This window comes from Cohnella sp. LGH (assembly GCF_017671885.1).
Taxonomy (GTDB): Bacteria; Bacillota; Bacilli; order Paenibacillales; family Paenibacillaceae; genus Cohnella; species Cohnella phaseoli.
This window is the reverse complement of record NZ_CP072117.1, coordinates 2,282,253-2,306,471: the sequence shown is the minus strand read 5'-3', so window position 1 is coordinate 2,306,471 and position 24,219 is coordinate 2,282,253. Positions and strand designations below refer to the sequence as shown.

The window sequence follows — 24,219 nt, the reverse complement described above, 5'->3', positions numbered from 1 at the left end:
CTCCCCTTGTTATGATTACTTATTTTCATTGCTATCCGCGTTTCCATGTTTCCTCAGCTCGTAATAATCCATCGTCGAGCTTGTCTCGAATCCGCACGACTTATACAGGTCCAGAGCTTTGTCGTTATCTGCGGCCACTTGAAGCATAATGACGCTTGCGTTCGTTTCTTGCAGCTTTCCGACCGCTTGCAGAAGAATCGCTCTTCCGAGCCCTTTCCCGCGCTCTTCAGGCAAGACGCCCAGCCCGTATATCCCGCCGACGCCGGATAGCGATTGCAGATGGACTTTGCCAATCACCCGCTCGTCCTTCTCCGCCAAATAGATCGACATCCCCCTCGCTGCCTCCTCTTCGGGAAGCAGCAGACCGTCGATCTCTTCCGGATCCTCGACACCGAAATAAATCGCATTCTGTCTCGCGATCTCGCGGGCATCCTCGTTCGTCGCTTTCTGGAACGTCACCTCGTTCAGCCGGCTTGGCAGCTGTAGAAAACGTTCTTGGTTCAGCGTCATTTCATATTCCGAATGCTCGTACCGCGCACCGGTTCCACGAACGAACGCCTGTCCGGATACCGAATTCCGGTCGCTTAGAAGAAGCATGCTCGTAGAGCTTCGTCTCTCCCACTCCGCCTGGACGAGCTGATACAGCTTCCCGAAGACGCCCTGTCGCCGATAATCCGGATGCACCATGCCGGTCGCCGTCAAAATACAGGAATTCGTTGGCTTGGCGAAGACCGGATTTCCTTTCTACTTCAGAAAGATCCAGGGCTTGCTTATCGATTTCATAGGATCGCGCCCCTTTCTCCCTCTTACGTTCGCCGCGACGCTAGAATATTCCTTCGTTTCTAAAGCGCCAAAGTAGCCGTATTGGCAACTCCAATCATTGTGATGATCAAAGTATTCACCATTGCGCCAAGCCAGACGTTCCCCGTTAATTTGTACAAGCTGCGACTAATGAGTGCGGCTGCAAATAGCAGGAAAATAAACGGAAGCAGCACCATCGGATAAAGTCTCGTTTCCTGCCAAAAGGCATTGCCCGTCGTAAATAATACCGCATACTGGATTCCGTTAATCAGCACAATGCCAAGTACGCTTCCCAGTCCCGCGACAATGCTATTTGCTTTTTCGGACTTGATAGGGCTATAACTCAACTTGTTTATGAAGAGCGCATGGATGAGATAGAACAGGAAGAAGAACGGCAAATAGTTCAACCAAACCCCTAACTTATCCGCATTAAAGGTAAATACTCCGAGTATCCAAAATTTAAAATTAACGTTCAAGAGATACTCCGCCGCATATACAATGCCGAAAAAGATTCCAAAAATGCATGCAGCAAGCATAAAAGTCTTTACTATATTGCTTAGACCGATTTTTATCCCTAGTTGCTCCATAGAAAGCTCTGCGTTATTTCTTTTCTCCAATTGGTATTTCCAGATGAATAGCGCCGCTCCAATAAAGCTGCTAAACATGGCCCATATCAAAATATAGTTTGTAATGGGCTGCGCAAACCATTTAACAGACATAAAATTGGACGTACTCTTAAAAATGACTTTATCTAGATTTAAAGCAACAATTACGCCAACCGCAGAAAAGATCCAATTAAGCGTCCAGCCGATCCAAAAAACTCTTATTCTCTTTGTGCTCTTTTCCGTTTGCGACGTATCGGCTATAGAACCGCATTGTTCTTTGGCGAATTTTATTTGCTTAAAAAACGGAATTTCCGACAAGTAATAGGCTGCTTGAACAATCAATAGAAAAATGCCTAACTATCCAATAAAGCTTACAAGCTCTTTCCAGATCCATATTTGATTCGTATTTGCGATCTGTGGTGAAAGCTCAAAGGCATGGCTGAAAAAGTCGACTGTGTAAGCAGCGGTTTCCTTTGAAAAATGTGCCCATTCATGTGTTTGTTTCGGATTATAAACGACTCTAAGCGTTTGATTGCCTGCGTCTCCATAATATTGACCTACATGAAAGTCCATCTGCCGCTCGGCTTCTGAAAAAATCGAGTTTACTGCGAATAAGCCCTCAGCAGCGTTGTTGGAGAGGTCGCCGTTGCCTTGAGACAAGTCGTAATTTCCCTCGTCATATTGACCATAAATAATCCCCATATTTGCGCGAATTTGACTAAATGCCTTTTCACTCGATAAACGGATATTTCCCACCGGCAATCCTGCTGCGACCTTGTTTAACGAATTCGCATATGCCTGTTCGCCGTCCGTTATCGTCTCGCCGCCTTCCGAATCCGACGCCTTCGCTTTTTCAATCGCCGCATTATATTGCGAACCATAGTGCATTAACGTCAACCATGCGGACATTCCCCCCATTGAATGCCCCATAACCCCGATCCTTTGGTTATCAATGTAATCGAGACTTTCATAGGCGAATTCCACTAAAGGGATCATTCCCACGCCATTTGCCGCTACCGCCTGCATGACCGGCTCGCTCGCAGAGCTTGATTTGCCATGATAGTAGGCGTCAAATGTCATAACCGCAATTCCTCTGCGCGATAATTCAATTGCGTTTAGATCTTGCATGTGTTTATTGTTGAGATAGCCATGCTCGGTAATCACTAAAGGAACTTTATGCTCAGTACTCGATTGTTTAGGTTTAAAAACTTGCCCGGACAACCACTGTCCATTCTCGGTAGGCAGCTTAAAATTAATGATTGCAACCTTTCCAAAAGAAGTTTGCAATAAACCGGAAAAACAAACGCTTACAAAAACCATCAACACGGAAACGACAAGCAATCTTCTTATCCTCTTTTTCAATATACACACCCCTTTTAACGTATATAGTTTCCATTGGAAACTATATAGTTTTTATACTACACTTTATGGACGATAGCAATGGTTGTCTCTTGCTATGTTAAAATTATTTTTTTTGATATAATTTTAGAAGATAATTTGAAGAGGAAGAGTGGTTTTATGTCACTGGAATGGATGGGGAAATATAGAGTATTCGTGGAGAAGCTTGTGAAGTTCGGCAATTCCTATGCGGATTCCTACAAAAAAGAATACGCCTACAATACTGCTTTTTTATTTTCTGCCGCCCAAATTCAAGTGCTGGAATATTTATTGGAAAATGAAGATAAAAACCAAAATATGCTGGAAATCGCAAAACGGTTGGGAATATCCAAGAGCGCCTTCTCAAAACACGTCAAAAAAATGGTGGAAAAAGGGCTGCTCGAAAAGTACCATACTTCCGATAATAAGAAAAACATTATCATAAAGGTTTCTACATCAGGCAAAGAAGTATATCGCCAATATGTACAATTCGCTTATGAAAAATCCTTCAAAAAAATATTTTCCCTGCTGGATGAAATTCCTGAGCAATATGTAGAGAAGATGGAAGCTATTTTAGATATTTCGGCTCGCGCTACAACTGAAAAAACAAAGCAGAAAAAAGAGGTTAATCTCATTCGGATCGAGGAATAGGTTCTGGCGTGAGAATCCCGTGCGACACCATATTATAAAGAGCAAGAGCCAGATCCGCATCGTCATCGCCGCCCCCGTCAAGCTCAGTACGACTGGAAAAAAGACAGATAATCGGTTGATTGGCCATACGAGCGCAATTATTTTGGGAATACCCGCCGCCTTCTTTTATGGCTACACGTTTAATATCCTTAATCCGCTTAAGCACAGGGTTTAAGACAGCCATAGGCAACACTTCATCTTCATTAAGCGGAAACATCTCATTGAGTATCATCATCGTCTTCCAACGATTCACTTTAGCATCGGGTTGAAGCGTATATTTATCCCCACTCCCATAATTCCCAATATTATATTCCCGATGATCCGTGTAAACGAAAACAGAGAGAAGCTCTTCCCGAGCCCAGTGCTTGGCGGGAAGATCGGACGGTATAATCGCACGGTTGGGCGGAAACTTCGAACGAAGCTCAGGAAACATCCGATACAGCAATACGCCTAACTCCGCTTTCGTTATAGGCTTGGCAGGTTGGAAATTCCCCTTGCCGTCTCCTTTCATGTAACCATTGTCAGCCATATAAGCAACAGCTTCCTGCGCCCAAGCATACTCGTTCGGGCCAAAATCAGTAAAACCAGTTGCCGCAGACGCCGGAGGGGATGCTAATGAGATCAAGACAGCAAATAGCAATAAAGTATTGATGTGTTTCTTCATCGGGTGAATTCTCCTTATGTGTCTAGTTGCATATGTTGGAAACCTAATATTACCACGTCTTATACACGATGATAAGTTCGTTAACGTACAGCGGTTAAAACGCTTAGTACAATCTCCTACTTGTGGTGGTCCTCATGAAAATCGGCTTCCGGACTTCATCGAGAAATTGTAATAAAACCTCTTTCTTCCTAGCCCAATCTGATATAATTGATTTAATATACGTCCCTCGTGCCTCCGGATCCGATTTCGCAGGTCGGCATTGATACGTTGAACGGAAAAGAATCATTGTTCGATTATCCCAATCCCGGAGGAGGAGAAGCATTCAATGAGCCAAGCAACGCTGGAAATGATCTTTGATGAACTGAGGAGTTTTAGGTCGGAAGTCAATCAAGAGTTTAAGGCAGTTCGATCGGAGTTTAATCAAGGGCTTGGGGCAGTTCGATCGGAGTTTAATCAAGAGCTTAAGGCAGTTCGATCGGAGTTTAATCAAGAGCTTAAGGCAGTTCGATCGGAGTTTAATCAAGGGCTTGGGGCAGTGAGGTCGGAGTTTAAGGCGGAGCTCCAGAGTATTAAGAAGGACCAGCAAATTATCTTAACCCGGCTAAATAGCCACGAGAAAATGTATGCCCAATTAATTGGCATGGTCAAATCTGTCAAAGAAACGGTAACGGACATCGCGGAACGGCAAGATACCTTGGAACGGAAGTTTACGTTTCAATTCAACACGCACGCTGCAAGCATCGAAATTCTCAATCGCGAACAGTTAATGATAAAGACAGAAGTCGAAATGTTGAAAAACCGATATTAAACAAAACCGACAAAATCCCCTCAGGATTTTGTCGGTTTTGTTTATGTTACCGTGTGGACTTCTCCTCATTTTTCTTTCCGAAGGCTTTGTGTCCGTTGTATTTAGTTTTGTCATTAAACGTGATCAATTGAAGACTTATTGTATGATCAAAATGACACCCGCCGTAATAACATTTGTCACTTAATATGAATGAGGCAAATGGAGATAATCTTCTTACGTAATCAGTGCAATAATTTCCGCTAGCATTTTACCGATATATTCATTGGTGTAGGGCCCGGATGAATGTTGTCGTCAAACAAAATAAATAAAAGAAGCCTCCATATCCTCCTTCAAGCGAACATGGAGACTTCTTTTTAGTGGATTCCTCTTCAGTGTACGGCGGCGCTTAACGAATAGGCAACAGGAGATTTCTTAAATAAGCCGTAATTTCCGGGGCGTTCCCGTTCCGGATCAATCCATCAAGTTCTCCGCTCGGAATGCAGTCAACCAGTTCGGCAAACGCCTCCATCGCGTTCACGCCTTCGCGAACGGCCTCAAGCCCATCCTCCCGATAAGGATACTGATCGATGGATAACCAACCTTTGTATTCCGTGCGCTTCAGCCAGTAGAAAAATTCAAGCGTCTCGATCGTGTGAATGCTGCCTACGATCATATCATCGTCCCAGTGGCGGAAATTATCGTTCATATGAACGTGGAACAGCTTATTCCCGTACTTTTTCAACAGAGCGACAGACTCCGCAGGGGTTTCGTAAGCATTAAGTGCATGGCCGAAATCGATCGTAACTCCAACGTTATCCGTCCCGATTTCTTGCGCAATCAACAACGAAGTTGCGGCCGTACTTAAATAACTATGGGTTCTCGGTTCTTTGACCTTGTATTCCAGACTGATCTTAACATCATCACGATACAAGCAGGCTTCCTTAACCCCTTCCGCGAACCAATCCCGTTCCTGAATATAATCGGCTTGGAACAAATAATCGTAACCATCCTGTCCTGGCCATATGCTGATCAAATCTCCCCCAAGCTCAATGGCAGCGTCGATCATTTCCTTCGTATGCACGACAGCTTCCATACGGATCGATGGATCTTTGGCGGCAAAACTGCCATTCTTCCACTTCATCTGACCGAAGTGATCGGGAATAATCGATACGAGCTTCAGCTCGTTTTCCTCCAAATGCTGTTTGATTTCCTTCACATTGCGTTCGGTAACATGCCAGTTGCCGATGAGCTCTACGCCGGTCACCTGCGGAATCTGTTTCACTCGGGCAAACAATTCTGGAATGGTAAACGGCGCGCTATACCCCGTAGTCAAAAAGCGGTCAGCCGACGAACCTACATTGGACAAAATAACGGAATAACGATGGCTCATCCTATTCATCTCCTCCAGATTAGTTGCTGATTTAACTACTCTCATCTTATAACCAATTGAAGGTCAAGTATTTATGTTCAATCTACATGATTGATGAATACACTTATCCCCTCTTATAATTAAGGCACATGATCCCAAAATTCATTTGCGATATATTGACCTTCTCATTAACAAGGAGGCTTTCCCGGTGAAAATCCGTAAAGTGGGCTACTATCCGAATCCCGATGACCAAGTTCCCGAAAGCGGCGGAATCCATGGTTGTTACGAGCTTCTCGTCATCCAGCAAGGTCACGCAAAATTGGAATGGCTAGGCCAACTCTATACGGTAGAAGAGCCGGCGGCATTCTTGTTATCACCGAACAGTCCTCATAAATTATTGAGCTCATCCACCTCCTTGCGATACCTTTACGTTGAGTTCGAGATTATCGATGCTACGATATTCCCGACACTGCCGCAATTATTGCAATGGAACAGCTTACAAGGCCGCATGGAAACAATGCAATCGGAGGTCGAGCTTTTTCGCCAATCCATGCAAGTCCTTGAGCAACTGGTCAAGCAATACGCGCATGAGAAAAGCCCCCTGCTGGAGGAGGCCCTTATGAACGATATGCGCAAAGCGATTGTTCTCGTTCGCTACTTGCTCGACAATGCCAAGCGAATAGAAGGCTACATAGAGTCCGTTCAGCAATCCCAATACCGAACAATCGAAGCTATCATGCGCTATATGGAATCCCATTACAGGGAGGAGCTATCGCTTCAGCACCTATCCGACCTTGTCCATCTTAATGGCTCCTACCTCATTCGGCTGTTCAAGAAGCTTCAGGGGAAAACGCCTTTTCATTATTTAAGCGAGTTACGGATGAATGCGGCCACCAGTTATTTGCAGAACAGTAGCCTATCCATTCAGGACATCGCGCAAGCTTCCGGGTACAATAGCCTCCACTATTTCAGTCAAGCATTCAAGTTGAAAAACGGCATGAGTCCTAGCGAATGGCGCGATCGTAACAATGGAACTGGTTAACAACTTAAATAGTTGTATAACTTCTTGGAAATCGGAATATCGATTTGGTGCCTTGTTGCCGAACGATTTGTTTCACTTTGTAGAACACAAAAAGCCCGAACCATCAAGGGTTCGGGCTTATGACAGCTATGTTCAAATGTGGTGACAAATTTAATTACAGCGCACACTTTGGTCGAGTCAACGCCTCATTGTTCCATTCTTTTACGAACACTTACTATACCCGCAATTCCCGCAAGTTTTGCAGCCCTCGACGTTCAGCAGAGAAGCCGAGCCGCAGGAGGGGCACAGGTCTTTCGAGGTGTAGGCGACTTTCGGCTTCTCCGCGGTAGAACCAGTCTGAACAGTCACCGCTTCGGATGCCGCGGCCTGCTCGTGCTCTGAAGAGAGCCCTGCATGAGCCTCCAGCGCTTGAGCGACCGCATCTGCGATCGATTCGACGCGATTCGGGCCGAAGCCGACGGCGCCGGAGCCACCGATACCTTTCAAATGCTTCACGAGTAATTGCACTTTATTTCCGTGATCTCCGTACCTCAGAAACAACGAACAAACTCGACCGAGCGCTTCCGCCATTGCGAATACATCCGAGCCGGCTTTGCCGACGTTCAAGAAAATTTCTCCCGGCGTGCCGTCCATATCGTTGACGGTGATGTAGGCCATGCCGAACGGCGTATTGTATTTGTAGGTCGCGCCGCGAAGAATTTTCGGACGGCTCTTGTACTCCTTGTCGAACACTTGCCTTTGCTGCGGAGTGACGCTCGCGTTCAGGGCGGTATCCAAAACCTCAGTCTGACTCAAAACGGTCGCTGACGGAGCCGACTCTGTCTTCGTTTCTTCCTTCTTCTCATCCTTTGCCGTGCTCAGAACCTGTACGTCGCGGCTTCCGTCACGATAAATCGTGACGCCCTTGCAGCCCAGCTCAAACGCAAGCTCATACAGTTCGGCGGTCTCTTCCACTGTAAAGTCCGAAGGACAGTTCGCAGTCTTGGAGATCGAGCTGTCCACCCAACGCTGAATGGCCGCTTGTACACGGATATGATCTTTCGCGGATAAATCCATTGCCGTAACGAACCACTCAGGAAGCTCCTCGCCCGGATGCGTATCCTTCCACTTCTGAGCGATCGGGACAAGCTGTTTATCGAAGCCGAGTCGGCTCTGGCGGTAAAATTCAAAAGCAAAGTACGGCTCAATGCCTGTTGAAGTCCCCACCATTGTTCCAGTGGAGCCAGTCGGAGCCTGTGTGATAACAGTGACATTACGCATGCCGCGCTTCGTCACTGCCTCGCCCACTTCCGGGTAAGTCGCGACCATATTTTTCATAAATCCGCTTTGCAGGAATGGATCGGCTTCAAACGCCGGAAACGAGCCTTTCTCCGCAGCAATCTCCGTAGAGGCCAGATACGCTTCGCGAGCCATAAATCCGTACAGCTTATCGAGAAACCCCAAGCTTTCCGGACTGCCATAACGGATTTCCAACTGGATCATCAGTTCGGCGAGCCCCATCGTGCCAAGTCCTATGCGGCGCTCGTTCTGCTGGTTTTTCTCATTTTCCGGGAAGTGATACGGCGTCTTGTCGATGACATTGTCCAGGAAGCGAGTCGAGTAACGAACGACGCGGGACAGTTCATCCCAAGCAACATCGTGCTTCTCGGCATCGTAGAACTTGGACAGATTGACCGCGGACAAGTTACAGACACCCCATGCAGGCAAGCCTTGCTCGCCACACGGATTCGTACAAATAATCGGATTAAAATACCAGCTGTTCGACATCTGATTGTAGTATTCCATGAATACTACTCCGGGTTCTGCGGACTTCCATGCGCTCTCGATGATTGTGTTCCAGACGTCGCGGGCCCGCACCGTGCGATAATGCACGATTCTTTTGCCGCGCTGCTTCCACTTATCCAGATCGCCGTCCCAAAGGAAATCGTATTCGGGATCGGCCGAATCTGGGAACACGAGATCCCAATCTGCGTCCTCTTTAACTGCCTTCATGAATGCGTTGCTCACGCAGACAGACAGGTTAGCGTTGGTCACTTGGCCCATCGTTTGCTTTACGGTAATGAAGTCTTCGACATCCGGGTGCCAATCGTTGATCATCAGCATCAAGGCGCCTCGCCGACTCCCCCCTTGCTCAATTAATCCTGTGGTGTAACTGAACAATCCTCCCCAGGACACCGCGCCACTGGATGAACCGTTTACTCCCTTGACGATCGAACGGCGAGGACGAAGCGAACTCAAGTTGATGCCGACGCCGCCCCCTCTGGCCATAATTTCAGTCATTTCCGTCAGCGTCTGCATAATTCCGCCCCGACTGTCATGAGGGGACGGGATAACGTAGCAATTGAATAGCGTCAGCTCTTCGCTTGCCCCTGCTCCAGCTGCGATCCGTCCCCCGGGAACGAGCTTCCAATCGTCGAGCAGCCAGCGAAACTTCTCCGCCCACACCCTCTGTTTCTCCGCCGTCTCCTCGACGGATGCCATCGCGTTCGAGAGCCGATCCCACATCTCCTCCGGCGTCTTCTCGATAGTTAGCGTGAGCTTCTCGGTCGTCGATTCAACCAACTCTCCGTTGCGAAGCTTGACGGTGACATTTTTACCCTCGCGCGCCACGACCTCTCCGACATCCTTGGAAGGAAACTTCGGATCGTCCTTCGTCAGAACGAGCACGACGTCGCCCACCTTCGTCTCATCGGAGTCCGCGTTTTTCCAAGCGTAACGATCGAGAAATATTTTCTCGCTCAGCCCCTCAAGACGTCTTTCCTGCATCGTTGCCACAGTGACCACCCTCCCGGAAAGCTTAGTATATGGGCACAATCCATGTGCAATCCAAGTTGAATAGGCTTTTTTGATCCTATGTAAATTGTACAATATATTGTGCACTTAATCATTATACTCTCCTATATGTTGTATTTCCATAGACCAAAAGCCTGTAAGCCTTACCGTCTCGGCAACGAATTTATTGCAACCAGTTCCACCCATAAACAAAAACTGTAACTATAAACGATATTCCCGAGCTATTTAGTCCGTTTCTCTCTAGCCTGGTCTTAAAGAAAGTGCTGGACCTTACCTCAAATCTTAATGCTTCTAAGGCCCATCCCGAAGGCCAGACCCGTCGAGGCACTTTTTTGGCCTCCATTCTTCAGCTTGGAACGCGCCGAGGCACCTTTTCGGCCTCCACTTCTCAGCCCGGAGCGCGCCCGAGGCGCTTTTCGCAATCTTCCCCCCCAAGGCTTCGGTCCGCTAAAACACAAACTAATCGCCTAAGCCACGAGCCGACAAGTTTCAAGCCTCGTTTTACACTTTTTTTGGGATACAGCCCCCTCCCGTCTCAAGCCTACCCTTAGGCCATTCGGCGGCAACATTAGTCCCTCCCTCTAATCAATCCATGCCCGCCCCGTTTCGAATCCCTCCTAGTTGCTCATACTAGAAGATGGATAATTGCGAGATCGCCAAGGAGGACTGCCGATTGAACACCTCTATTCCATCCGACAACGCCCCGCGCAAGCTTCACCCGCTCGTGGACATGCATGTGGACCGCAGCGCTTTCGAAGATTTGGAGCGGCGGACGGAACGCAACGGCCCTTGGGACGATTGGGCGCTGTACCAGCTCGCCTTGGAAGCGGAGGAAGCGAATCTCGTCACCGACTTCCATGCGCTGCGCTGTCTGTCGCTGCTGCCTCACTTCGAGCCGATGCCCCACCAGATCGATACCGCCCGCCGCGTGCTCCACGAGATGAGAGGCCGGGCCATCCTCGCCGACGAAGTCGGCCTGGGCAAAACGATCGAAGCCGGCTTGATTCTTAAAGAATATATGATCCGCGGCCTCGTGACCAAAGTACTCGTGCTCGTCCCCGCCTCCCTCGTGCTCCAGTGGGTCCGCGAGCTCAACGGGAAGTTCGATATCCCGGCCGTCGCCCAGCGCAAATCGTATTCGTGGGACAACGACATCGTCGTCGCTTCGATGGATACGGCCAAGCGGGATCCGCACCGCCAGACGCTGCTCGACGGCGAATACGATCTGATCATCGTGGACGAAGCCCACAAACTGAAAAACAAACGAACAGGCAACTACCAATTCATCAACGAGCTTCGCAAAAAATACTGCCTGCTGCTCACCGCCACGCCGGTACAGAACGATCTGAACGAGCTATACAACCTGATCACCCTGCTCAAGCCCGGCCAGCTCGGGGGCGAGGGAGACTTCGCCGCGAACTTCGTCGCGGAACGCCGCGTGCCGAAGAACGAGTCCAAGCTGCAGGAGACTCTCGGGCAAGTGATGATCCGCAATCGCCGCAGCAGCGGCGGGGTGGAATTCACGAAGCGACTCGTCACCAACGTCCCGCTCCAACTATCCGCAGAGGAGATGGCGCTCTATGAGGGCGTAACCGACTATGTTCGCAAGCATGCCGCCTCCGAGAATGGCGATATGGCCAGCATGCTGTCTCTCGTCACTCTGCAGCGCGAAGTATGCTCCAGCCGCGACGCCGTCTTCCTGACGCTGATCAACCTGTTCAAGAAGACGACGGAGGATTCTCCGCTGCGCGCCCGCATCTGGGAGCTCGTCGAGCTGATCAAGCGCATCAAAGCGAATACGAAAGCCGAGAAGACGATGGAGCTTGTTCGCAGCCTAGACGACAAAGCGATCATTTTCACGGAATACCGGGCGACGCAGGAATATTTACTGAAGTTTTTCCAGGAGCACAATCTTGCCGCCGTCCCTTACCGGGGCGGAATGAACCGGGGCAAGAAAGACTGGATGATGGAGCTGTTCCGCAAGCGCGCGCAGGTGATGGTGGCCACCGAAGCCGGCGGCGAAGGCATCAACCTGCAATTTTGCCACCACGTCATCAACTTCGATCTGCCTTGGAACCCGATGCGCGTCGAACAGCGGATCGGCCGGGTCCATCGCCTCGGCCAGACGGAGGACGTCCAAATTTTCAATTTGTGCACGCTCGGTACGATCGAAGAGCACATCGTTCATCTGCTGCATGAGAAGATCAACATGTTCGAACTGGTCATCGGGGAACTCGACGAGATCATTCAGCAATTCGAGAAGGAAGATACGCTGGAGCGCAGATTAGCCCAGCTTGTGCTGGAAACCGCGGACGGCGAAGAGCTGCGCCAAAAAATCGACGGCCTCGGAGACACGCTGCTGCAAACGAAAAAACGGATGCAATTGGAGAACGCCACATGAATTCGAAACAGGTTCATCGCTTCGTCGTTTCCTATCTGGAATCGAAAGAATGTCACTTTATCGAGAAAAGCCCTGTCGGCGTAACGGTTAAGCTGTCTCCGGACGCGGACCGGGCGCTGTCCAACCGGCCGTATTACTGGAGCTTTGTTGACCGGACCGGCTCTCCCCCGGAGACGATGACGTACCGCTGGTCGTTCGAAAATCCGGCGATGTCCGATCGGATGAACGCCTCGAACGTCTCTTACGTCCTGACGGAATCCGGCCGCATTATCCAGGAGGATGTCTACTTCGGCTCCCGCAGGCTGCACCAGTTGTTCGGCGTCGTTCAGCAATCCGGACGCTGCGTCACCTTGTTCGAGGAGCCTCCTCGCGGCAGGCTTGACCCGTTCGCTTCGCAGCCGTACACCGCCTGGTTAGGCGTGAACTTCAAAGTCGGTTACGAATGCGACATGAAACGGGAGGAGTTGTACTTGTGGGGCGTCTCCCTTGCCACGGGAATCATCGAAGAGCGGTTCATGGATAAGCTGAAGGACCGCAGGCTGACGCCGCGCCTTCCGGCCAACGTCCATCTGCTCAAAAACGGTCTATCCCTGAGAAAAGGGATGGCCCAGCTCGAAGCGGCGCTTGAGCGCAGACTGCGCACCGCCGACTTCTCCTGGGCCGTGGAAGCCGAAGCGCGAAGACAGGACGAACTGGAGCGGATTCGGCAATATTATGATCCCATGCTGGAGCATATGAATCATCCCGACCAGATGGAGCAGAAGGAAGCCGTAACCGCCAGATTCAAGCAGCGGGAAGCGGAAATCGATTGGCAGTACAAGCCGCGCGTGAGCGTCTCCGTCCTGAACTGCGGCATTTTTCACCTGCCGGGTCTTGATTGACCGACGATACGCCGCAAATCGGCAAAAATAGAACTGCCAAGTCCGGCGCTTGCTGACACATTCCAACAGCTTCGGCGCCGTACGTTAGCTACAATGGACAAGCGGCGCCAAAACCTCACAAAAGAAGTTCAAAGAGCCGATTTCGATTACGAATAGCAGGTGATGAAATGATTTTTCTCAAAAGCCGCAACGGAAGCCGCCGCAGAGCGGGCCTCCGCTTTGCCGCAACGGTGGCGATCACGGCCCTTCTCTGGTCTAGCGCGGCGGCTCTGCCGGCTTCGGCCGAAAGCCCGGCGCCCGAACCGAAGTCCAAGCTTGAGCGCCAAGTCGAAAGCTGGGTGGCGACTCTATCGAAGAAAAAACCGTTCCAAGACTGGCAAGCCGCGGATCCGCAAATTTCAGCGCTCGGTCCCGGCACTCACAGCTGGCTGGTGCTGTTTTCGAAGGAAGGACGCGATGTCGGCTACATGGTCGTTCATGCGGTGATGGACGGCTCCTTCCAGCTCGGTGAATACGGAACCGGCCCCCATTCCTTGTTCTCCCTGCAGCAGCTTAAGCGCTCGCTAATCTATAGCGGGCTGGTCTCCGAAGAAGAACTGGGCCTGATTACCGCCGCCAAGCGCTACATTCATCCATTTGCCGCCGCCTGGGAAGTCTCCGTGGGAGAGCACACTTATTGGCTGGACGCCAAAACGGCGGAACAGCTCCCCTTGGACAAGCGCCAATGGACTTCCCTGTTCGACGGAAAATCTTCCGTTGTTGGACAAGGTGTCTCGTCTCGCATCGACGACTTGAGACTGAACGAGCTATTCGACGCTTATGAGAGACTTCCATGGCTCACCAAAGAGGCGCCCTTCTCCGTGAAGGACGCCCGGAAGCTGCAAAAACGCCTTGATGAAGGGAAGCAGCTGCGTTATGTAACGGAGCCGTTCGGGGACGCGATGCTGTATGCAGCTCCGGTCATCGGCTATCAAAGCTGGTCGAACGGCCGTATCGATGTTGCTTTAGACATGGAAGGAACGCGCTTCATTCCACTCGACGATTTGCTCGCACAAGGTCTTTTTTATCGTTAATTCACAGAAGAATCAGCCGAACGCGCCTCGTGGCGCGTTTTGTTTTTTCTCTCCGCGCGCCCTCCCCACCAGATCATCAGACCCATCGGGGCCATGCCGAACCATTTGGTTAGCCACAGTTCCTTGCTCCGCGCAGCGCGAGGCTGCTCCTTCTCTTTGGGACGCTCCATGTAGCTTACGACCCGCTCCGTCATATATTTCAAATACTCCGATCCGTCCATTTGGCTCGCCTCCTCTTCTCTAGTATGCCCGTTTCGGAAAACGCTCAATCCTTCTGCATGGGGAAGCCCAATTTGTGTCACGCTATAGAACGGATATAGTCGCGCTTGAGATCGGAGGAGAAAATAATTGGTTTCTCGTATACGTATCGCAATCGTAGTGCTTGTTTGCAGCCTAGTTGCCGGTTCAGTCGGCGCAGCTCAGGCGCAAGCGCAGCTTCAGCCGACGATAGCCCCGCCTAACGTGAAGCGCGCTCTTCCTGCCGCCGACGTGCTAATTGATGCAGGCCACGGCGGAATCGACGGGGGCACGCACTGGAACGAAATTCTGGAAAAGGATATCAACCTGGAAATCTCACGCAAGCTCTACTTGCTGCTGCGCGCCAGAGGACTGAAGGTGATCTTGAATCGCACCGGCGATTACGCGCTGAGCGACGACAACCGCTGGCATCTCAGCCGCTCGCGTCACCGCCGGGATCTGTCCCAGCGCCGCGGTTTGTCCGAAGAAATCGGTGCCGCCGTTTTCGTCAGCATCCATGTCAATTGGTCGCCCAAAAAAACGAAAAAAGGGCCGCTGGTCATTCATCAGGTTGAGGGACGCAGCGCAATGCTGGCCGGTTATATTCAGGATAGCCTGAACAGGCAACAGAATACGTTCCGACTGCCTCAGGAGGCCAAACAATTTTACTTGCTTAATCGGGTTCAAGCGCCAAGCGTCATCGTGGAAACGGCATTTCTGAGCGATCCGGGAGACCGGGCGATGTTGACCTCCATTCCCGGTCAGAACCGCATCGCCGCAGCGATTGCCGGCGGCATTATGGCCTACCGGCTTTGCAGCCCCTGAGCGGTGAAAGGCCCCGGAAGCGACAGCAGAGCGGACAGCGGAACGAATTCAGCCTTCCCCTTCAGCTCGGGAATGACGGCGCGCAGCGCGTCCGAAGTCGATAAGCCCGGCGGTCCGACGTGGCCGATGGCGACGCAGCGTTCGTTCTTCTGGAGCAGCTTCTTAACTTCTTGAAGCTGCTTCAGTGCATGCTGGCGCGTATAGACGTCGTCGAGAAAGATGTCGTTTCGAACGGTTTCTATGCCGACTTCCTTGGCAACCGCTGGAACGACCGTGCGAAAAGACGTACGGCTATCCAAAAAAATGAGCCCTTTCTCTTTGCACACCTGCAGGACGATTCTCATCACCCTTTTGTCGGCGGTCGCTTTCGAGCCCATATGGTTGTTCATGCCGATTGCGTGAGGCACGTCGGCGATCGCCGCCTCCACCCGTTTGCGAATTTCCCCATCCGACAAATCGGTTGTGATCGCGCCTGGACCAAGCCAGTTTTTCTGTCCTCTAACCGGTTCCATCGGCAGATGAACGATGACATCGTGGCCAAGTCGATGGGCCTTCTCCGCATCTTCCTTGGTCGTCGGCAGGAACGGCATGATGGCGGCCGTCAGCTTGATCGGCAAATTCAGCATTTGCTCCGTGCCTTTCATGCCGTTGCCGAAATCGTCGATCACAACTGCGATTTGACGTTTGTCGACTGCATTGCCACCGGACTCGGGAATCGCTGATGGCGACGAGACGGAAGCATTGGCATCTCGTCCCGCCGCAAGAAGGACAAGGCCAAGCGCAAGCTTGCCTAGAATTATTTTTCCTATCCTCATCCGAACTGTCTCCTTCTGCTATACAAGTGAACTACCGACTTAGTATGGGGTACTTTGGAAACGAATATAACTAAGTGAAAAACGCCATCGATGCCTCCGGACATAGAAATCCCCGCCAGGTGAGCCCGGCAGGGATTATCAGATATCATTACCGCACGTCTTCGCGGTTTCGGCTGCGCATGCCCGCCAAGCCGAACAGGCCAAGCAAGCCTAGCCATCCCCAGCTAAAGCCTCCGGTTCTCGCCGTCGTCGTTTCCATTCTTCTAACCGTGTTGTTTGCCCGCGTCGTCATATTTGTCGAGCTGTAAGGACGATATGCGTTCATACGGGTCGAATCGTACGTACCGTAATTTCCGTTGACCCCATGAGTCCCGTTCATATTATAAGTGCTGTAGTTTCCGTTGCCGTACATCCCGTTGCCGTAAGTTCCGTTCCCCAGAGTTCCGTTGATCGTGCGATCGAGCATCGTACCGTCCGTTCTTCCCGCGTTCGGATAGTACGTTTTGTTCGGCACGGTTGCGCCGTTTAACGTCCTGCTGTCGCCGGACATTCCCGTCGTACCTGTCGTGTGCTCGGCGAATGCCGGAGTAACGCTTGCCAACGCGATGCATGTGCCGAGAGCCAGACTGGTCGCAATTTTCTTCAAAATTGAACCCTCCTTAAGCAATTTGATTGCCCTAATAAGGTGTCCCCGGCCCAGTGAAATATGCGATGAGGATCGTCGGCTCGCCAGCCATAAGCAGGAAACTCGCGCGGCAAAAACGGCCCTAAGCCCAGCCGCGAACCTGCGGCATGTGCTTACGCCCGTTTTTGCCAATATAGGTGAATGTACTGTCCGTATTCGACTACCGACATAAGCTACATACGTGACGATTGGTCATAATTAAACCGCAAGGTGGTGAAAGATATGGGATATCCTGTTGCAGGCGAAGTTTGCGGACCTAAAGGCGGAGTTGCGGGAGCCGCGGCTTTCGCTCTTGTACTCTTCGTCCTCTTGGTAATCATCTTGCGCGCCGGCTGGTGCTAACGGATGACAACAAGCTTTCCCGCCGTTTGGTCGCGCCTGCCGCGACCTGACGGCGGGCTTTGTTTTTTAATCGTCCTTCGAGCCCGTCCAGCGTAAGGAAACGGCGTATCGTTTGGGCGACAGACCTTCCGTCTTTTTGAACAGCTTGCTGAAGTAGTACATATCTCCAATCCCGACTTGGTCGGCGATCGCTTCAATCGTGTAGGCGCTGTTTCTCAGCAGCCGTTTGGCTTCCTCGATGCGAATGCGCGTCAAATATTCGGAAACCGAATTCCCGGCCGCCTGCTTAAACAGCGTTCCGAAATATTTCGGCGACAGCCCGGCTCTGGCCGCCAGCTTCTTCAGATCGATCGAGGCGGAAAAATGGCTCTTCATATAATCAATGGCGTCCAGCATCATATCGGCATGTGTGTGGTTTACCCGAACGCCCTCTCCGGTCATCAACTCGCCGTGTATCAGTCCGATCAGCCTGAGCATCGCTGCCTTTAGCCAAATTTGCGCGTCGGCCCTCGACTCCTCGAATACGCGGCACAGCTCTTTAAACGCGTCAAAAAACTCATGAACCCGCGCCGGCTTCATCCGCTCGGGGATATCCATGTCGATCAATTCCGCATTGGGCCGCTCGTGAAGCCAGCTTGCATCCGGCATGCCTTCTTCGGATTTGCGTCCCAAATAAACTGCATAAGGGGAAAATTCGGCCGCTTCTCCAAGAAAAACATAGTCGAAATGCACGGCAAAGCAGTGCATCGGCTCCGTCTCCGACACAAACATTTCGTTCGTCCGATGCGGGCGAATGTACAGCAAATCTCCTGGCTCCATCGAATACGTCCTGTCCTCAATTCGGAGCGTTCCGCTTCCCTTCACAACATAAATAAACTCGTGATCATAGATGTTCCGCTCCGGATTAACCGCCCCCGCAGCGATCGCCACTTCATGCACAAAACGAACATAGGGAGAGATCGTCCGATAATCTACGCGCGTCGACAAAGCTAACCGCCCCTTCCACCCTTTTCGCCCAAATACGCTTTTAACTACAGTATAACATCTTCAGCCCGCGTTCCGATTGCCCAATTGCGATTCGACTTTTTTACAAAAACCTCGGAATTCTCTCCATCCTCACCTTGGCCTTTCGGTTGTAGGATAGAAGCATACCACCGCCGAGGAGGAACAACAATGAGTGCAACTACGCCAATTACGCAAGAACATATCGACTTCTATCGCAACAACGGTTTTGTAAAAGTAGACAACATGCTGACAGCCGAAGAGCTGGAGCTGCTGAGGGAATATCTGGAAGAGGCTATGCAGACGACAAGCGATCGTTCGGTCCAGACGGACAAGCAAGGCGGACTGTATTATCGCGTCTTGAATCAGAAGGTGAATACTTGGAGAGATCATGCGGGCATGGGCAAATTCAGCTTCCATGAACGGTTCGCCCAATCCGCTCTGCAATTAACCGGAGCCAATCAAATTCGTTTATTCCACGATCACGGATTATGGAAAATGCCGAACGATTCCAAGCCGACGCCGTGGCATCAGGATACGCCTTACTGGCCGATCAACGAGTCCAATCAGGGCATGCTGTCGATCTGGATTGCCTTGGACGACGTCAACGAGAAGAACGGCTGCATGGCTTTCATTCCGAAATCCCATAAGCTCGGCAAACTCAAAGGCATCGATTTCCTGGACCCGCAAAATATTTTCGATTATGTCGAGGGTGAGCAGCTTGACGACCGCAAGCCAGTTGTCGTGCCGCTGAAGGCCGGAAGCTGTACGTTCCATAACGGCCTGACGTTCCATTATGCGCATGCCAACGAGACAGACCGGCCGCGCAGAGCGCTTGCCATCATCTACATGCCGGACGACATTACGTTCAGCGGCGCATCCCATCCCATTACAACAGGATTGAATCTGGAAAAAGGCGATGTGCTCAAGGGACCGCTATTTCCGGTGCTGGCCGTGCGCGGCGCAGACTGACGGCGCCGGCAAGAAAACGCTTACGATTCTGAATCTATAAAAAAGGCGGCGCAGGGATTTACTCCCTAGCGCTGCCTTTTTTGCTGCCTGATTAAGCCTTTCCTCCCGCCTTCATCAACGCCTCGGCCATCTCGCGATAACCGCGGTTCTGAGCATGCTTCAGCGGAGTTACGCCTTCATTGTCTGCCAGGTTGACGTTGGCCCCGTGTTCGATCAGAAGCTCTACGATCTTCTGATGCCGCTCTCCTCCGTCGCCAAGAATGACAGCTTCCAGCAAAGCGGTCCAGCCCAAATTATTGACATGGTCGATGTTCACGTCGGACGTTTCCAGCAGCTCGCGCACGATCTCGACATGCCCGCGGTCGGCCGCCGGGATAAGCGCGGTTCCTCCGAAGCGGTTCGTAATCGCCGTGTCGGCTCCGGCGGCAAGAGCGGCCTTCAGGAAGTTCATTTTCCCCTCCGCTCCCGAATAAAGCAGCGGATTGTCCGAGCGACCGTCTCTGATATTGATGTTAGCCCCTCGCTCTATGAGCATATGAAACAGATCGAGCCGCTCTTCATGTACCGTAATCATTAACGAGGTCCGGCCTCTGCCGTCCGTGGCGTCGATATCGGCGCCCTGATCGAGCAGTCGTTCGGCCGCCTGTCCATCGCCGGCTTGAACGGCTTGCAGCAAATCGTTGTTAAGCTTGTTCATCTCTTGATTCACCTCATGCGTCGATTTCTGTTCCCCGTCCGTCAGCAAGGAGTTCACCTGAACTCCGCAGCCCGCGAGCGCCGCAGCCAGAACGATCAAGCCCAAGCCGTTCAGCATCGCAAGCCGCCGCCTTCCTTGTCGCTTCATTTGACTTCACCTGCAATTTTACAGTTTAAGCTCCGCTTTGGATTGCCCCGCCCAGTTTCCGACCGGAGTAACCGTATAAACCGTGCCCGTAGTCAGCTTCGACTCGGCGGCAAGATCGAATACGCCCGTTGCGCCTTTGCGGCTGGAGAAACGGTAAGTCGCAGTCAGCTTGTTGCCGCTCTCGTCGGTCAATTGCACGCTGCGTCCGGAGAACAGCTCGTCTCCCGGATTGGTCGCCAGAACAACGTTAATCGACGTTTCGTTAACTGCCTCTGCGCCGATCATTTGCAGCGAAGCGATATCCTTCGCAACGAAGGTCGGATTAGCGATCTGGGCCCAATCCGAAGCAACGGTGTACTTCACGCCCGGCTTCAACGTCTCGCCTGCAGGCAGGCGGAATTTAGGCTCTTGCTTGCCGTCCGTCGATTGCGTGAACGGCACGTATTTGGCGATCATCGGCTGTCCGCCTTCCGGCGTAATCGTGACTTCGCGCGCTTGGCCGGAGGAAATGATCTGATAGGTTTTGCCGTTCTCGTCCTTGTTGTTCTCGTCCAGCACGAAAGCGTTGGCGCCGCGGCCTCCGCTGTAAGCGGCAATAACGTAACCGTAATCGACTACTCCGTTTGCCTTCAGCGCCTCTACCTCGAATGTATCGTTAGTCACTTGTCTCGCTTCGGTCATATCCGGTTTTACGGCGCTGCCGGTGAATGTGCCCGCCGTTTGACCTTTATAGGTCAACTTGTATTCCGTACCTGCTTTCTGCACAGTCGTCGGTACAATGTAAGTCGCAACGGAGCCCGTCTTCAGCCGCGGCATGTTGCTGATCGCAAGACCGTCGTTAAAGGCGAAATCCTCTTTCGCTTTGGCGAATGCTTCATTGTCCGCCGTAAGCGGCTTGTCGAAGGTCACGATCAGCGTAATGGCGTTCAATACGCTTACGTTTGTGATACGAGCGTCGGCCGCAGGAATCGCCTCGTGGGCATTCGCCAGCAAATAAGCCGTCTCGCCGCGCGTTGCACTGCTGCCCTGCGCATAGAAATCCCTTGCCCAGTAGCTGACCGACTTGGCGTCGCGCTTCAGCGCCTTGGTCACGGTCTGGAGCAGCTCGTCGTCCGTTACGACCGCTTGCGGCTGAAAACGTCCGTCAGTCGCATCCATAATTTGCTGTTCCACCACTCCGGCCGCATAACCGGCATACCATGCTTGCGGCTTAACGTCCGCGAAGCCGAGCTCAGAGCCGCCTTGAATGCCGAACGCCAGAGATACCAGCTTCGCCAGCTCGGCGCGCGTAATCGGGTTATTCTCTCTTATGCTGCCATCCTCGTAGCCGTTCATCACCTTGAGATCGGCAAGACGATCGACCGCCTCCTGAATCGATTGTGCGGTCAGCGGCGCTGCGGCTGCAGGCTGCGCAGCCAGCGGCAGAGCTCCGGCTCCCAGTGCGGCCGTCAGCGTCAGGACAGCCAGTTGCTTCGAATATTTGTTCATCGATAATTCCTCCTCTAAGTGATATAAGTTGTACCGAAGTATTAGGGGATGCCCATTGCATTCCGAAAGGAATGGTTTTGCTGGCTTCAGACAGGTTGTTTCGAGTTGCTTGGATGGATAAGACCTCTATAGGTCAGCAACTCAAAGCCAAAACTTGCAGCAAAACCATTTCCTTTCTCCATTTCATGGGATCATCTCTTCCCCGTATCTACCGTTCAACTTATAGCCATCGGTTTGTTGTGGCCTTGTCTATAAGCTTAAAGGAGAGAGCTAAACTGCCGAGAAACTCGGGATTAACAAATTCGAAAATAAAGATTAACAAATTCTAAACGGCTATGTCCATGTCCACCTACACCGAAAAGCGATAACCCGCCCCCCAGACCGTCTCGATATACTGCGGGTCGGACGGATCGACCTCGATTTTCTCCCTCAGCCTGCGAATGTGCACCGTTACGGTGGCGATGTCGCCGTTGGAATCCATGCCCCAGATCCGCTCGAACAGCTCCTCCTTGCTGAAGACGCGGTTCGGATGGCTCGCCAGAAATTCCAGCAGACCGAACTCGCGGGTCGTAAACACGACCTCGTTATTGCGCACCTGCACTCGCCGGGACGCCTTGTCGATAACAAGCCCGCGAAAACGCAGCTCCGTGTTTGCCGCCGCCTCCCGCTTGCCCATCAGCCGCTCGTAGCGAGTTAGATGCGCCTTCGCTCTGGCCACCAGCTCGCTTGGGCTGAACGGCTTCGTAATGTAATCGTCGGCTCCCTGATGAAAGGCGCGGATTTTGTCGATCTCCTCTTTCTTGGCCGATACGACCAGAATCGGAACCTCCTTCTCCTGCCGGATGCGATTGCACAGCTCGTAGCCGTTCATTCCCGGAAGCTGCAAATCGACAATAACGAGTGCGTAATCGCCTTGCAGTGCGAGCTGCAGCCCTTCGTTTCCCGAGTGGCACAAGTCGACGTGAAAGCCGTTCAGCTCGAAGTAATCCCGCTCCAGCTCGGCGATCGACGTCTCGTCTTCAATGATCAGAATGCGTGTCGTCATCGACTGCCGCTCCCTCCTTATTCGTAGGCCGCTTCAAGGTAAAATAAAAACTCGTGCCGACCCCCTGCTCGCTGCTCGCCCATATAGAGCCGCCATGTCCTTCGACGATTTGTCTGGCGATGGCCAAGCCGAGCCCGCTGCCCCCCGTCGAGGAATTGCGGGATCTCTCGGCGCGGTAGAAGCGGTCGAAAATATGCGGAATGTCCTCCGGCGAGATGCCGATGCCGTTGTCCCGAATTTCCACGGTGACTTGGTTCGAATCCCCCCGAACGGAAACGCGAATCGTCTTGTACGGCTTGTCCGTAAACTTCTGCGCATTGCCGATCATATTCAGCACGACCCGTTTCAGCTTCTCGAAATCGGCCACGACCGGAACGGCGCTCTTCGGACGCTCGTCCCATTCCAGCTCGATGCCCTTCTCCTTGGCCACGTAACGCTGTTCGTCGATACAATCGTCGAGAAAACCGACAATGTCCGCATGCTCGAATTGAAACGGAACCTGGTTCAAGTCGAGCTTGGAATACAGGAACAGCTCGTCGACGAGCTTGTCCAGGTCGTTCGCTTTTGAATAGATGATGTTGACGTACTTGTCCATCTTCTCCGGCGTATCCGCCACCCCGTCGCGAATGCCCTCGATATAGCCTTTGATATTCGTAATCGGCGTACGCAAATCATGCGAAATGTTCGAGATCAGCTCCTTCCGGCTTTCCTCGTCCCGCAGCCGGAGCTCTACCGATTCCAGCAGCCGCTTACGCATATTTTCGAATGTCTCGTTGAGCTGGCCGATCTCGTCCTTCGAGCGCAGGTCGAGCGAATGCCGGAGCTGGCCTTCCTTGATCCGTTCGGCCGAACCGCGCAGCAGCTCGAGCGGCTTGACGACGCTACGAGTTATCCACCGGTACAGCAGCAGATTGGCCGCGACGATGACGGCGACAAGCAGAATGAAGAGCACGGGAAGCAGCTTGCGAACGACCTCGCCGAACGGGCTGCGCTCGCGAATAACGAATACGCCTCCTTTGGCCCCGTCGGAAAACCGAAAATCGAATTTCGCGTAGGCGTAAAACCGTTCTCCGATGTTAAACGTATTGCGAATCTGGTTGTTGTCCAGATCGTAGGCGGGCAAATAGTGCTCCAGCTCAGGCTGGTTAAACGTGCGCGATTCGAATACCTGATTGCTTTCCCGGCGGACGTAGAGACCGGCCCGCACCGTTTTGAGCTTGAAGTCGTACTCCTCCAGCAGCTTGCCGTCCTCCAGACGGTCCGGTTCGTTTTTGGCCAAATACTTCAGCTCCAGGAAGATCGACTCCTCCTGTTCCGTCAAGGGATTAAGCTGATAGTGAACCTTGTAGAAATCGCGAAAGCTGCGAATGTCTCCCGTGGCCGTAATTGCGAATAGACCGGCGGTCAGCGCGACGACGAGCAGACTGACGATCAGCATGCCCGTATAGGAGAGCAGCAGCTTGATGCGGATGGACACGAAC

At 51.9% G+C, this 24,219-nt stretch carries 22 protein-coding genes; 8 read left to right on the top strand and 14 right to left on the bottom strand.

The genetic code is table 11. The annotated features are described in order from the left end of the window. Window positions 1–15: 15 nt before the first annotated feature. The 3 genes from J4772_RS09255 to J4772_RS09245 form a co-directional block, all read right to left on the bottom strand. Complete coding sequence (locus J4772_RS09255) at window positions 16–702, bottom strand: GNAT family N-acetyltransferase (RefSeq protein ID WP_209075001.1); 687 nt, start codon at window positions 700–702, stop codon at window positions 16–18. Between the two features lie 140 nt (window positions 703–842). Next, on the bottom strand, window positions 843–1,724 hold the full coding sequence (locus J4772_RS09250) for a hypothetical protein (protein WP_209075000.1): 882 nt from the start codon (window positions 1,722–1,724) through the stop codon (window positions 843–845). Window positions 1,725–1,763: 39 nt separating this feature from the next. After that, window positions 1,764–2,768 carry an alpha/beta hydrolase family protein gene (locus tag J4772_RS09245; protein WP_209074999.1) on the bottom strand — a complete coding sequence of 335 codons (1,005 nt, stop codon included), beginning with the start codon at window positions 2,766–2,768 and terminating at the stop codon, window positions 1,764–1,766. 156 nt (window positions 2,769–2,924) lie between these two features. Between J4772_RS09245 and J4772_RS09240 the strand changes: the two genes are divergently transcribed. Continuing rightward, window positions 2,925–3,434 carry a MarR family winged helix-turn-helix transcriptional regulator gene (locus J4772_RS09240; RefSeq protein ID WP_181917415.1) on the top strand — a complete coding sequence of 170 codons (510 nt, stop codon included), beginning with the start codon at window positions 2,925–2,927 and terminating at the stop codon, window positions 3,432–3,434. Here the strand turns inward: J4772_RS09240 and J4772_RS09235 are convergent. Further along, on the bottom strand, window positions 3,415–4,137 hold the full coding sequence (locus tag J4772_RS09235; RefSeq protein WP_209074998.1) for an S-layer homology domain-containing protein: 723 nt from the start codon (window positions 4,135–4,137) through the stop codon (window positions 3,415–3,417). The two genes, J4772_RS09240 and J4772_RS09235, sit on opposite strands and share 20 nt — an antisense overlap. A 325-nt stretch (window positions 4,138–4,462) precedes the next feature. Between J4772_RS09235 and J4772_RS09230 the strand changes: the two genes are divergently transcribed. Then, window positions 4,463–4,945, top strand: coding sequence for a hypothetical protein (locus J4772_RS09230; RefSeq protein ID WP_209074997.1), 483 nt, complete (start codon window positions 4,463–4,465; stop codon window positions 4,943–4,945). A gap of 385 nt (window positions 4,946–5,330) precedes the next feature. Here the strand turns inward: J4772_RS09230 and J4772_RS09225 are convergent, their stop codons facing one another. After that, entirely contained in the window at window positions 5,331–6,314 is a 984-nt protein-coding gene (locus J4772_RS09225; protein WP_209074996.1) for a sugar phosphate isomerase/epimerase family protein, read from the bottom strand. A 187-nt stretch (window positions 6,315–6,501) separates the two neighbouring features. Between J4772_RS09225 and J4772_RS09220 the strand changes: the two genes are divergently transcribed. Next, window positions 6,502–7,335: an AraC family transcriptional regulator gene (locus J4772_RS09220; RefSeq protein ID WP_209074995.1), complete on the top strand. Its 834-nt coding sequence runs from the start codon at window positions 6,502–6,504 to the stop codon at window positions 7,333–7,335. Window positions 7,336–7,536: 201 nt separating this feature from the next. Here the strand turns inward: J4772_RS09220 and J4772_RS09215 are convergent, their stop codons facing one another. After that, a complete protein-coding gene (locus J4772_RS09215; RefSeq protein WP_247741180.1) occupies window positions 7,537–10,101 on the bottom strand; it encodes an adenosylcobalamin-dependent ribonucleoside-diphosphate reductase in 2,565 nt (854 codons plus the stop codon). A gap of 757 nt (window positions 10,102–10,858) precedes the next feature. On the opposite strand from J4772_RS09215, the gene J4772_RS09210 reads away from it, so the two are divergent. From J4772_RS09210 to J4772_RS09200, 3 genes are all read left to right on the top strand, one after another. Beyond that, window positions 10,859–12,529 (top strand): DEAD/DEAH box helicase, encoded by a 1,671-nt coding sequence (locus J4772_RS09210; protein WP_246016373.1) that lies wholly within the window; start codon window positions 10,859–10,861, stop codon window positions 12,527–12,529. Beyond that, on the top strand, window positions 12,526–13,410 hold the full coding sequence (locus tag J4772_RS09205; protein ID WP_116058618.1) for a YqhG family protein: 885 nt from the start codon (window positions 12,526–12,528) through the stop codon (window positions 13,408–13,410). The genes J4772_RS09210 and J4772_RS09205 overlap by 4 nt, the downstream gene beginning before the upstream one ends. Window positions 13,411–13,577: 167 nt before the next feature. Continuing rightward, complete coding sequence (locus J4772_RS09200) at window positions 13,578–14,483, top strand: hypothetical protein (protein WP_209074993.1); 906 nt, start codon at window positions 13,578–13,580, stop codon at window positions 14,481–14,483. Here the strand turns inward: J4772_RS09200 and J4772_RS09195 are convergent. Then, the gene (locus J4772_RS09195) at window positions 14,480–14,704 is read right to left on the bottom strand and encodes a YqzE family protein (protein WP_209074992.1); all 225 of its coding nucleotides are present in this window, start codon (window positions 14,702–14,704) and stop codon (window positions 14,480–14,482) included. The genes J4772_RS09200 and J4772_RS09195 overlap by 4 nt on opposite strands. A 127-nt stretch (window positions 14,705–14,831) precedes the next feature. Between J4772_RS09195 and J4772_RS09190 the strand changes: the two genes are divergently transcribed. Beyond that, window positions 14,832–15,545, top strand: coding sequence for an N-acetylmuramoyl-L-alanine amidase family protein (locus J4772_RS09190; protein WP_247741057.1), 714 nt, complete (start codon window positions 14,832–14,834; stop codon window positions 15,543–15,545). Here the strand turns inward: J4772_RS09190 and J4772_RS09185 are convergent. The 3 genes from J4772_RS09185 to J4772_RS09175 form a co-directional block, all read right to left on the bottom strand. Continuing rightward, complete coding sequence (locus J4772_RS09185) at window positions 15,524–16,360, bottom strand: divergent polysaccharide deacetylase family protein (RefSeq protein WP_209074991.1); 837 nt, start codon at window positions 16,358–16,360, stop codon at window positions 15,524–15,526. The two genes, J4772_RS09190 and J4772_RS09185, sit on opposite strands and share 22 nt — an antisense overlap. Window positions 16,361–16,508: 148 nt before the next feature. After that, window positions 16,509–17,006: a WGxxGxxG family protein gene (locus tag J4772_RS09180; protein WP_116058614.1), complete on the bottom strand. Its 498-nt coding sequence runs from the start codon at window positions 17,004–17,006 to the stop codon at window positions 16,509–16,511. Between the two features lie 447 nt (window positions 17,007–17,453). Then, entirely contained in the window at window positions 17,454–18,374 is a 921-nt protein-coding gene (locus J4772_RS09175; protein ID WP_209074990.1) for an AraC family transcriptional regulator, read from the bottom strand. Between the two features lie 186 nt (window positions 18,375–18,560). Between J4772_RS09175 and J4772_RS09170 the strand changes: the two genes are divergently transcribed. Then, window positions 18,561–19,361, top strand: coding sequence for a phytanoyl-CoA dioxygenase family protein (locus J4772_RS09170; protein ID WP_116058611.1), 801 nt, complete (start codon window positions 18,561–18,563; stop codon window positions 19,359–19,361). 91 nt (window positions 19,362–19,452) lie between these two features. Here the strand turns inward: J4772_RS09170 and J4772_RS09165 are convergent, their stop codons facing one another. The 4 genes from J4772_RS09165 to J4772_RS09150 form a co-directional block, all read right to left on the bottom strand. Then, complete coding sequence (locus J4772_RS09165; protein ID WP_371822838.1) at window positions 19,453–20,205, bottom strand: ankyrin repeat domain-containing protein; 753 nt, start codon at window positions 20,203–20,205, stop codon at window positions 19,453–19,455. 18 nt (window positions 20,206–20,223) lie between these two features. Beyond that, entirely contained in the window at window positions 20,224–21,693 is a 1,470-nt protein-coding gene (locus J4772_RS09160; RefSeq protein WP_209074989.1) for an S-layer homology domain-containing protein, read from the bottom strand. A gap of 349 nt (window positions 21,694–22,042) precedes the next feature. Further along, complete coding sequence (locus J4772_RS09155) at window positions 22,043–22,738, bottom strand: response regulator transcription factor (protein ID WP_209074988.1); 696 nt, start codon at window positions 22,736–22,738, stop codon at window positions 22,043–22,045. Continuing rightward, on the bottom strand, window positions 22,713–24,215 hold the full coding sequence (locus J4772_RS09150) for a sensor histidine kinase (RefSeq protein WP_209074987.1): 1,503 nt from the start codon (window positions 24,213–24,215) through the stop codon (window positions 22,713–22,715). Before J4772_RS09150 ends, J4772_RS09155 begins: the two co-directional genes overlap by 26 nt. Between the last annotated feature and the right edge of the window lie 4 nt (window positions 24,216–24,219).

Excerpts from the sequence above, each read along its gene's own strand:
- J4772_RS09240 (WP_181917415.1), top strand. The coding sequence starts at position 2,925 with ATGTCACTGGAATGGATGGGGAAATATAGAGTATTCGTGGAGAAGCTT.
- J4772_RS09235 (WP_209074998.1), bottom strand. The coding sequence starts at position 4,137 with ATGAAGAAACACATCAATACTTTATTGCTATTTGCTGTCTTGATCTCA.
- J4772_RS09230 (WP_209074997.1), top strand. The coding sequence starts at position 4,463 with ATGAGCCAAGCAACGCTGGAAATGATCTTTGATGAACTGAGGAGTTTT.
- J4772_RS09225 (WP_209074996.1), bottom strand. The coding sequence starts at position 6,314 with ATGAGCCATCGTTATTCCGTTATTTTGTCCAATGTAGGTTCGTCGGCT.
- J4772_RS09215 (WP_247741180.1), bottom strand. The coding sequence starts at position 10,101 with ATGCAGGAAAGACGTCTTGAGGGGCTGAGCGAGAAAATATTTCTCGAT.
- J4772_RS09210 (WP_246016373.1), top strand. The coding sequence starts at position 10,859 with ATGCATGTGGACCGCAGCGCTTTCGAAGATTTGGAGCGGCGGACGGAA.
- J4772_RS09205 (WP_116058618.1), top strand. The coding sequence starts at position 12,526 with ATGAATTCGAAACAGGTTCATCGCTTCGTCGTTTCCTATCTGGAATCG.
- J4772_RS09200 (WP_209074993.1), top strand. The coding sequence starts at position 13,578 with ATGATTTTTCTCAAAAGCCGCAACGGAAGCCGCCGCAGAGCGGGCCTC.
- J4772_RS09195 (WP_209074992.1), bottom strand. The coding sequence starts at position 14,704 with ATGGACGGATCGGAGTATTTGAAATATATGACGGAGCGGGTCGTAAGC.
- J4772_RS09185 (WP_209074991.1), bottom strand. The coding sequence starts at position 16,360 with ATGAGGATAGGAAAAATAATTCTAGGCAAGCTTGCGCTTGGCCTTGTC.
- J4772_RS09170 (WP_116058611.1), top strand. The coding sequence starts at position 18,561 with ATGAGTGCAACTACGCCAATTACGCAAGAACATATCGACTTCTATCGC.
- J4772_RS09165 (WP_371822838.1), bottom strand. The coding sequence starts at position 20,205 with ATGAAGCGACAAGGAAGGCGGCGGCTTGCGATGCTGAACGGCTTGGGC.
- J4772_RS09160 (WP_209074989.1), bottom strand. The coding sequence starts at position 21,693 with ATGAACAAATATTCGAAGCAACTGGCTGTCCTGACGCTGACGGCCGCA.
- J4772_RS09155 (WP_209074988.1), bottom strand. The coding sequence starts at position 22,738 with ATGACGACACGCATTCTGATCATTGAAGACGAGACGTCGATCGCCGAG.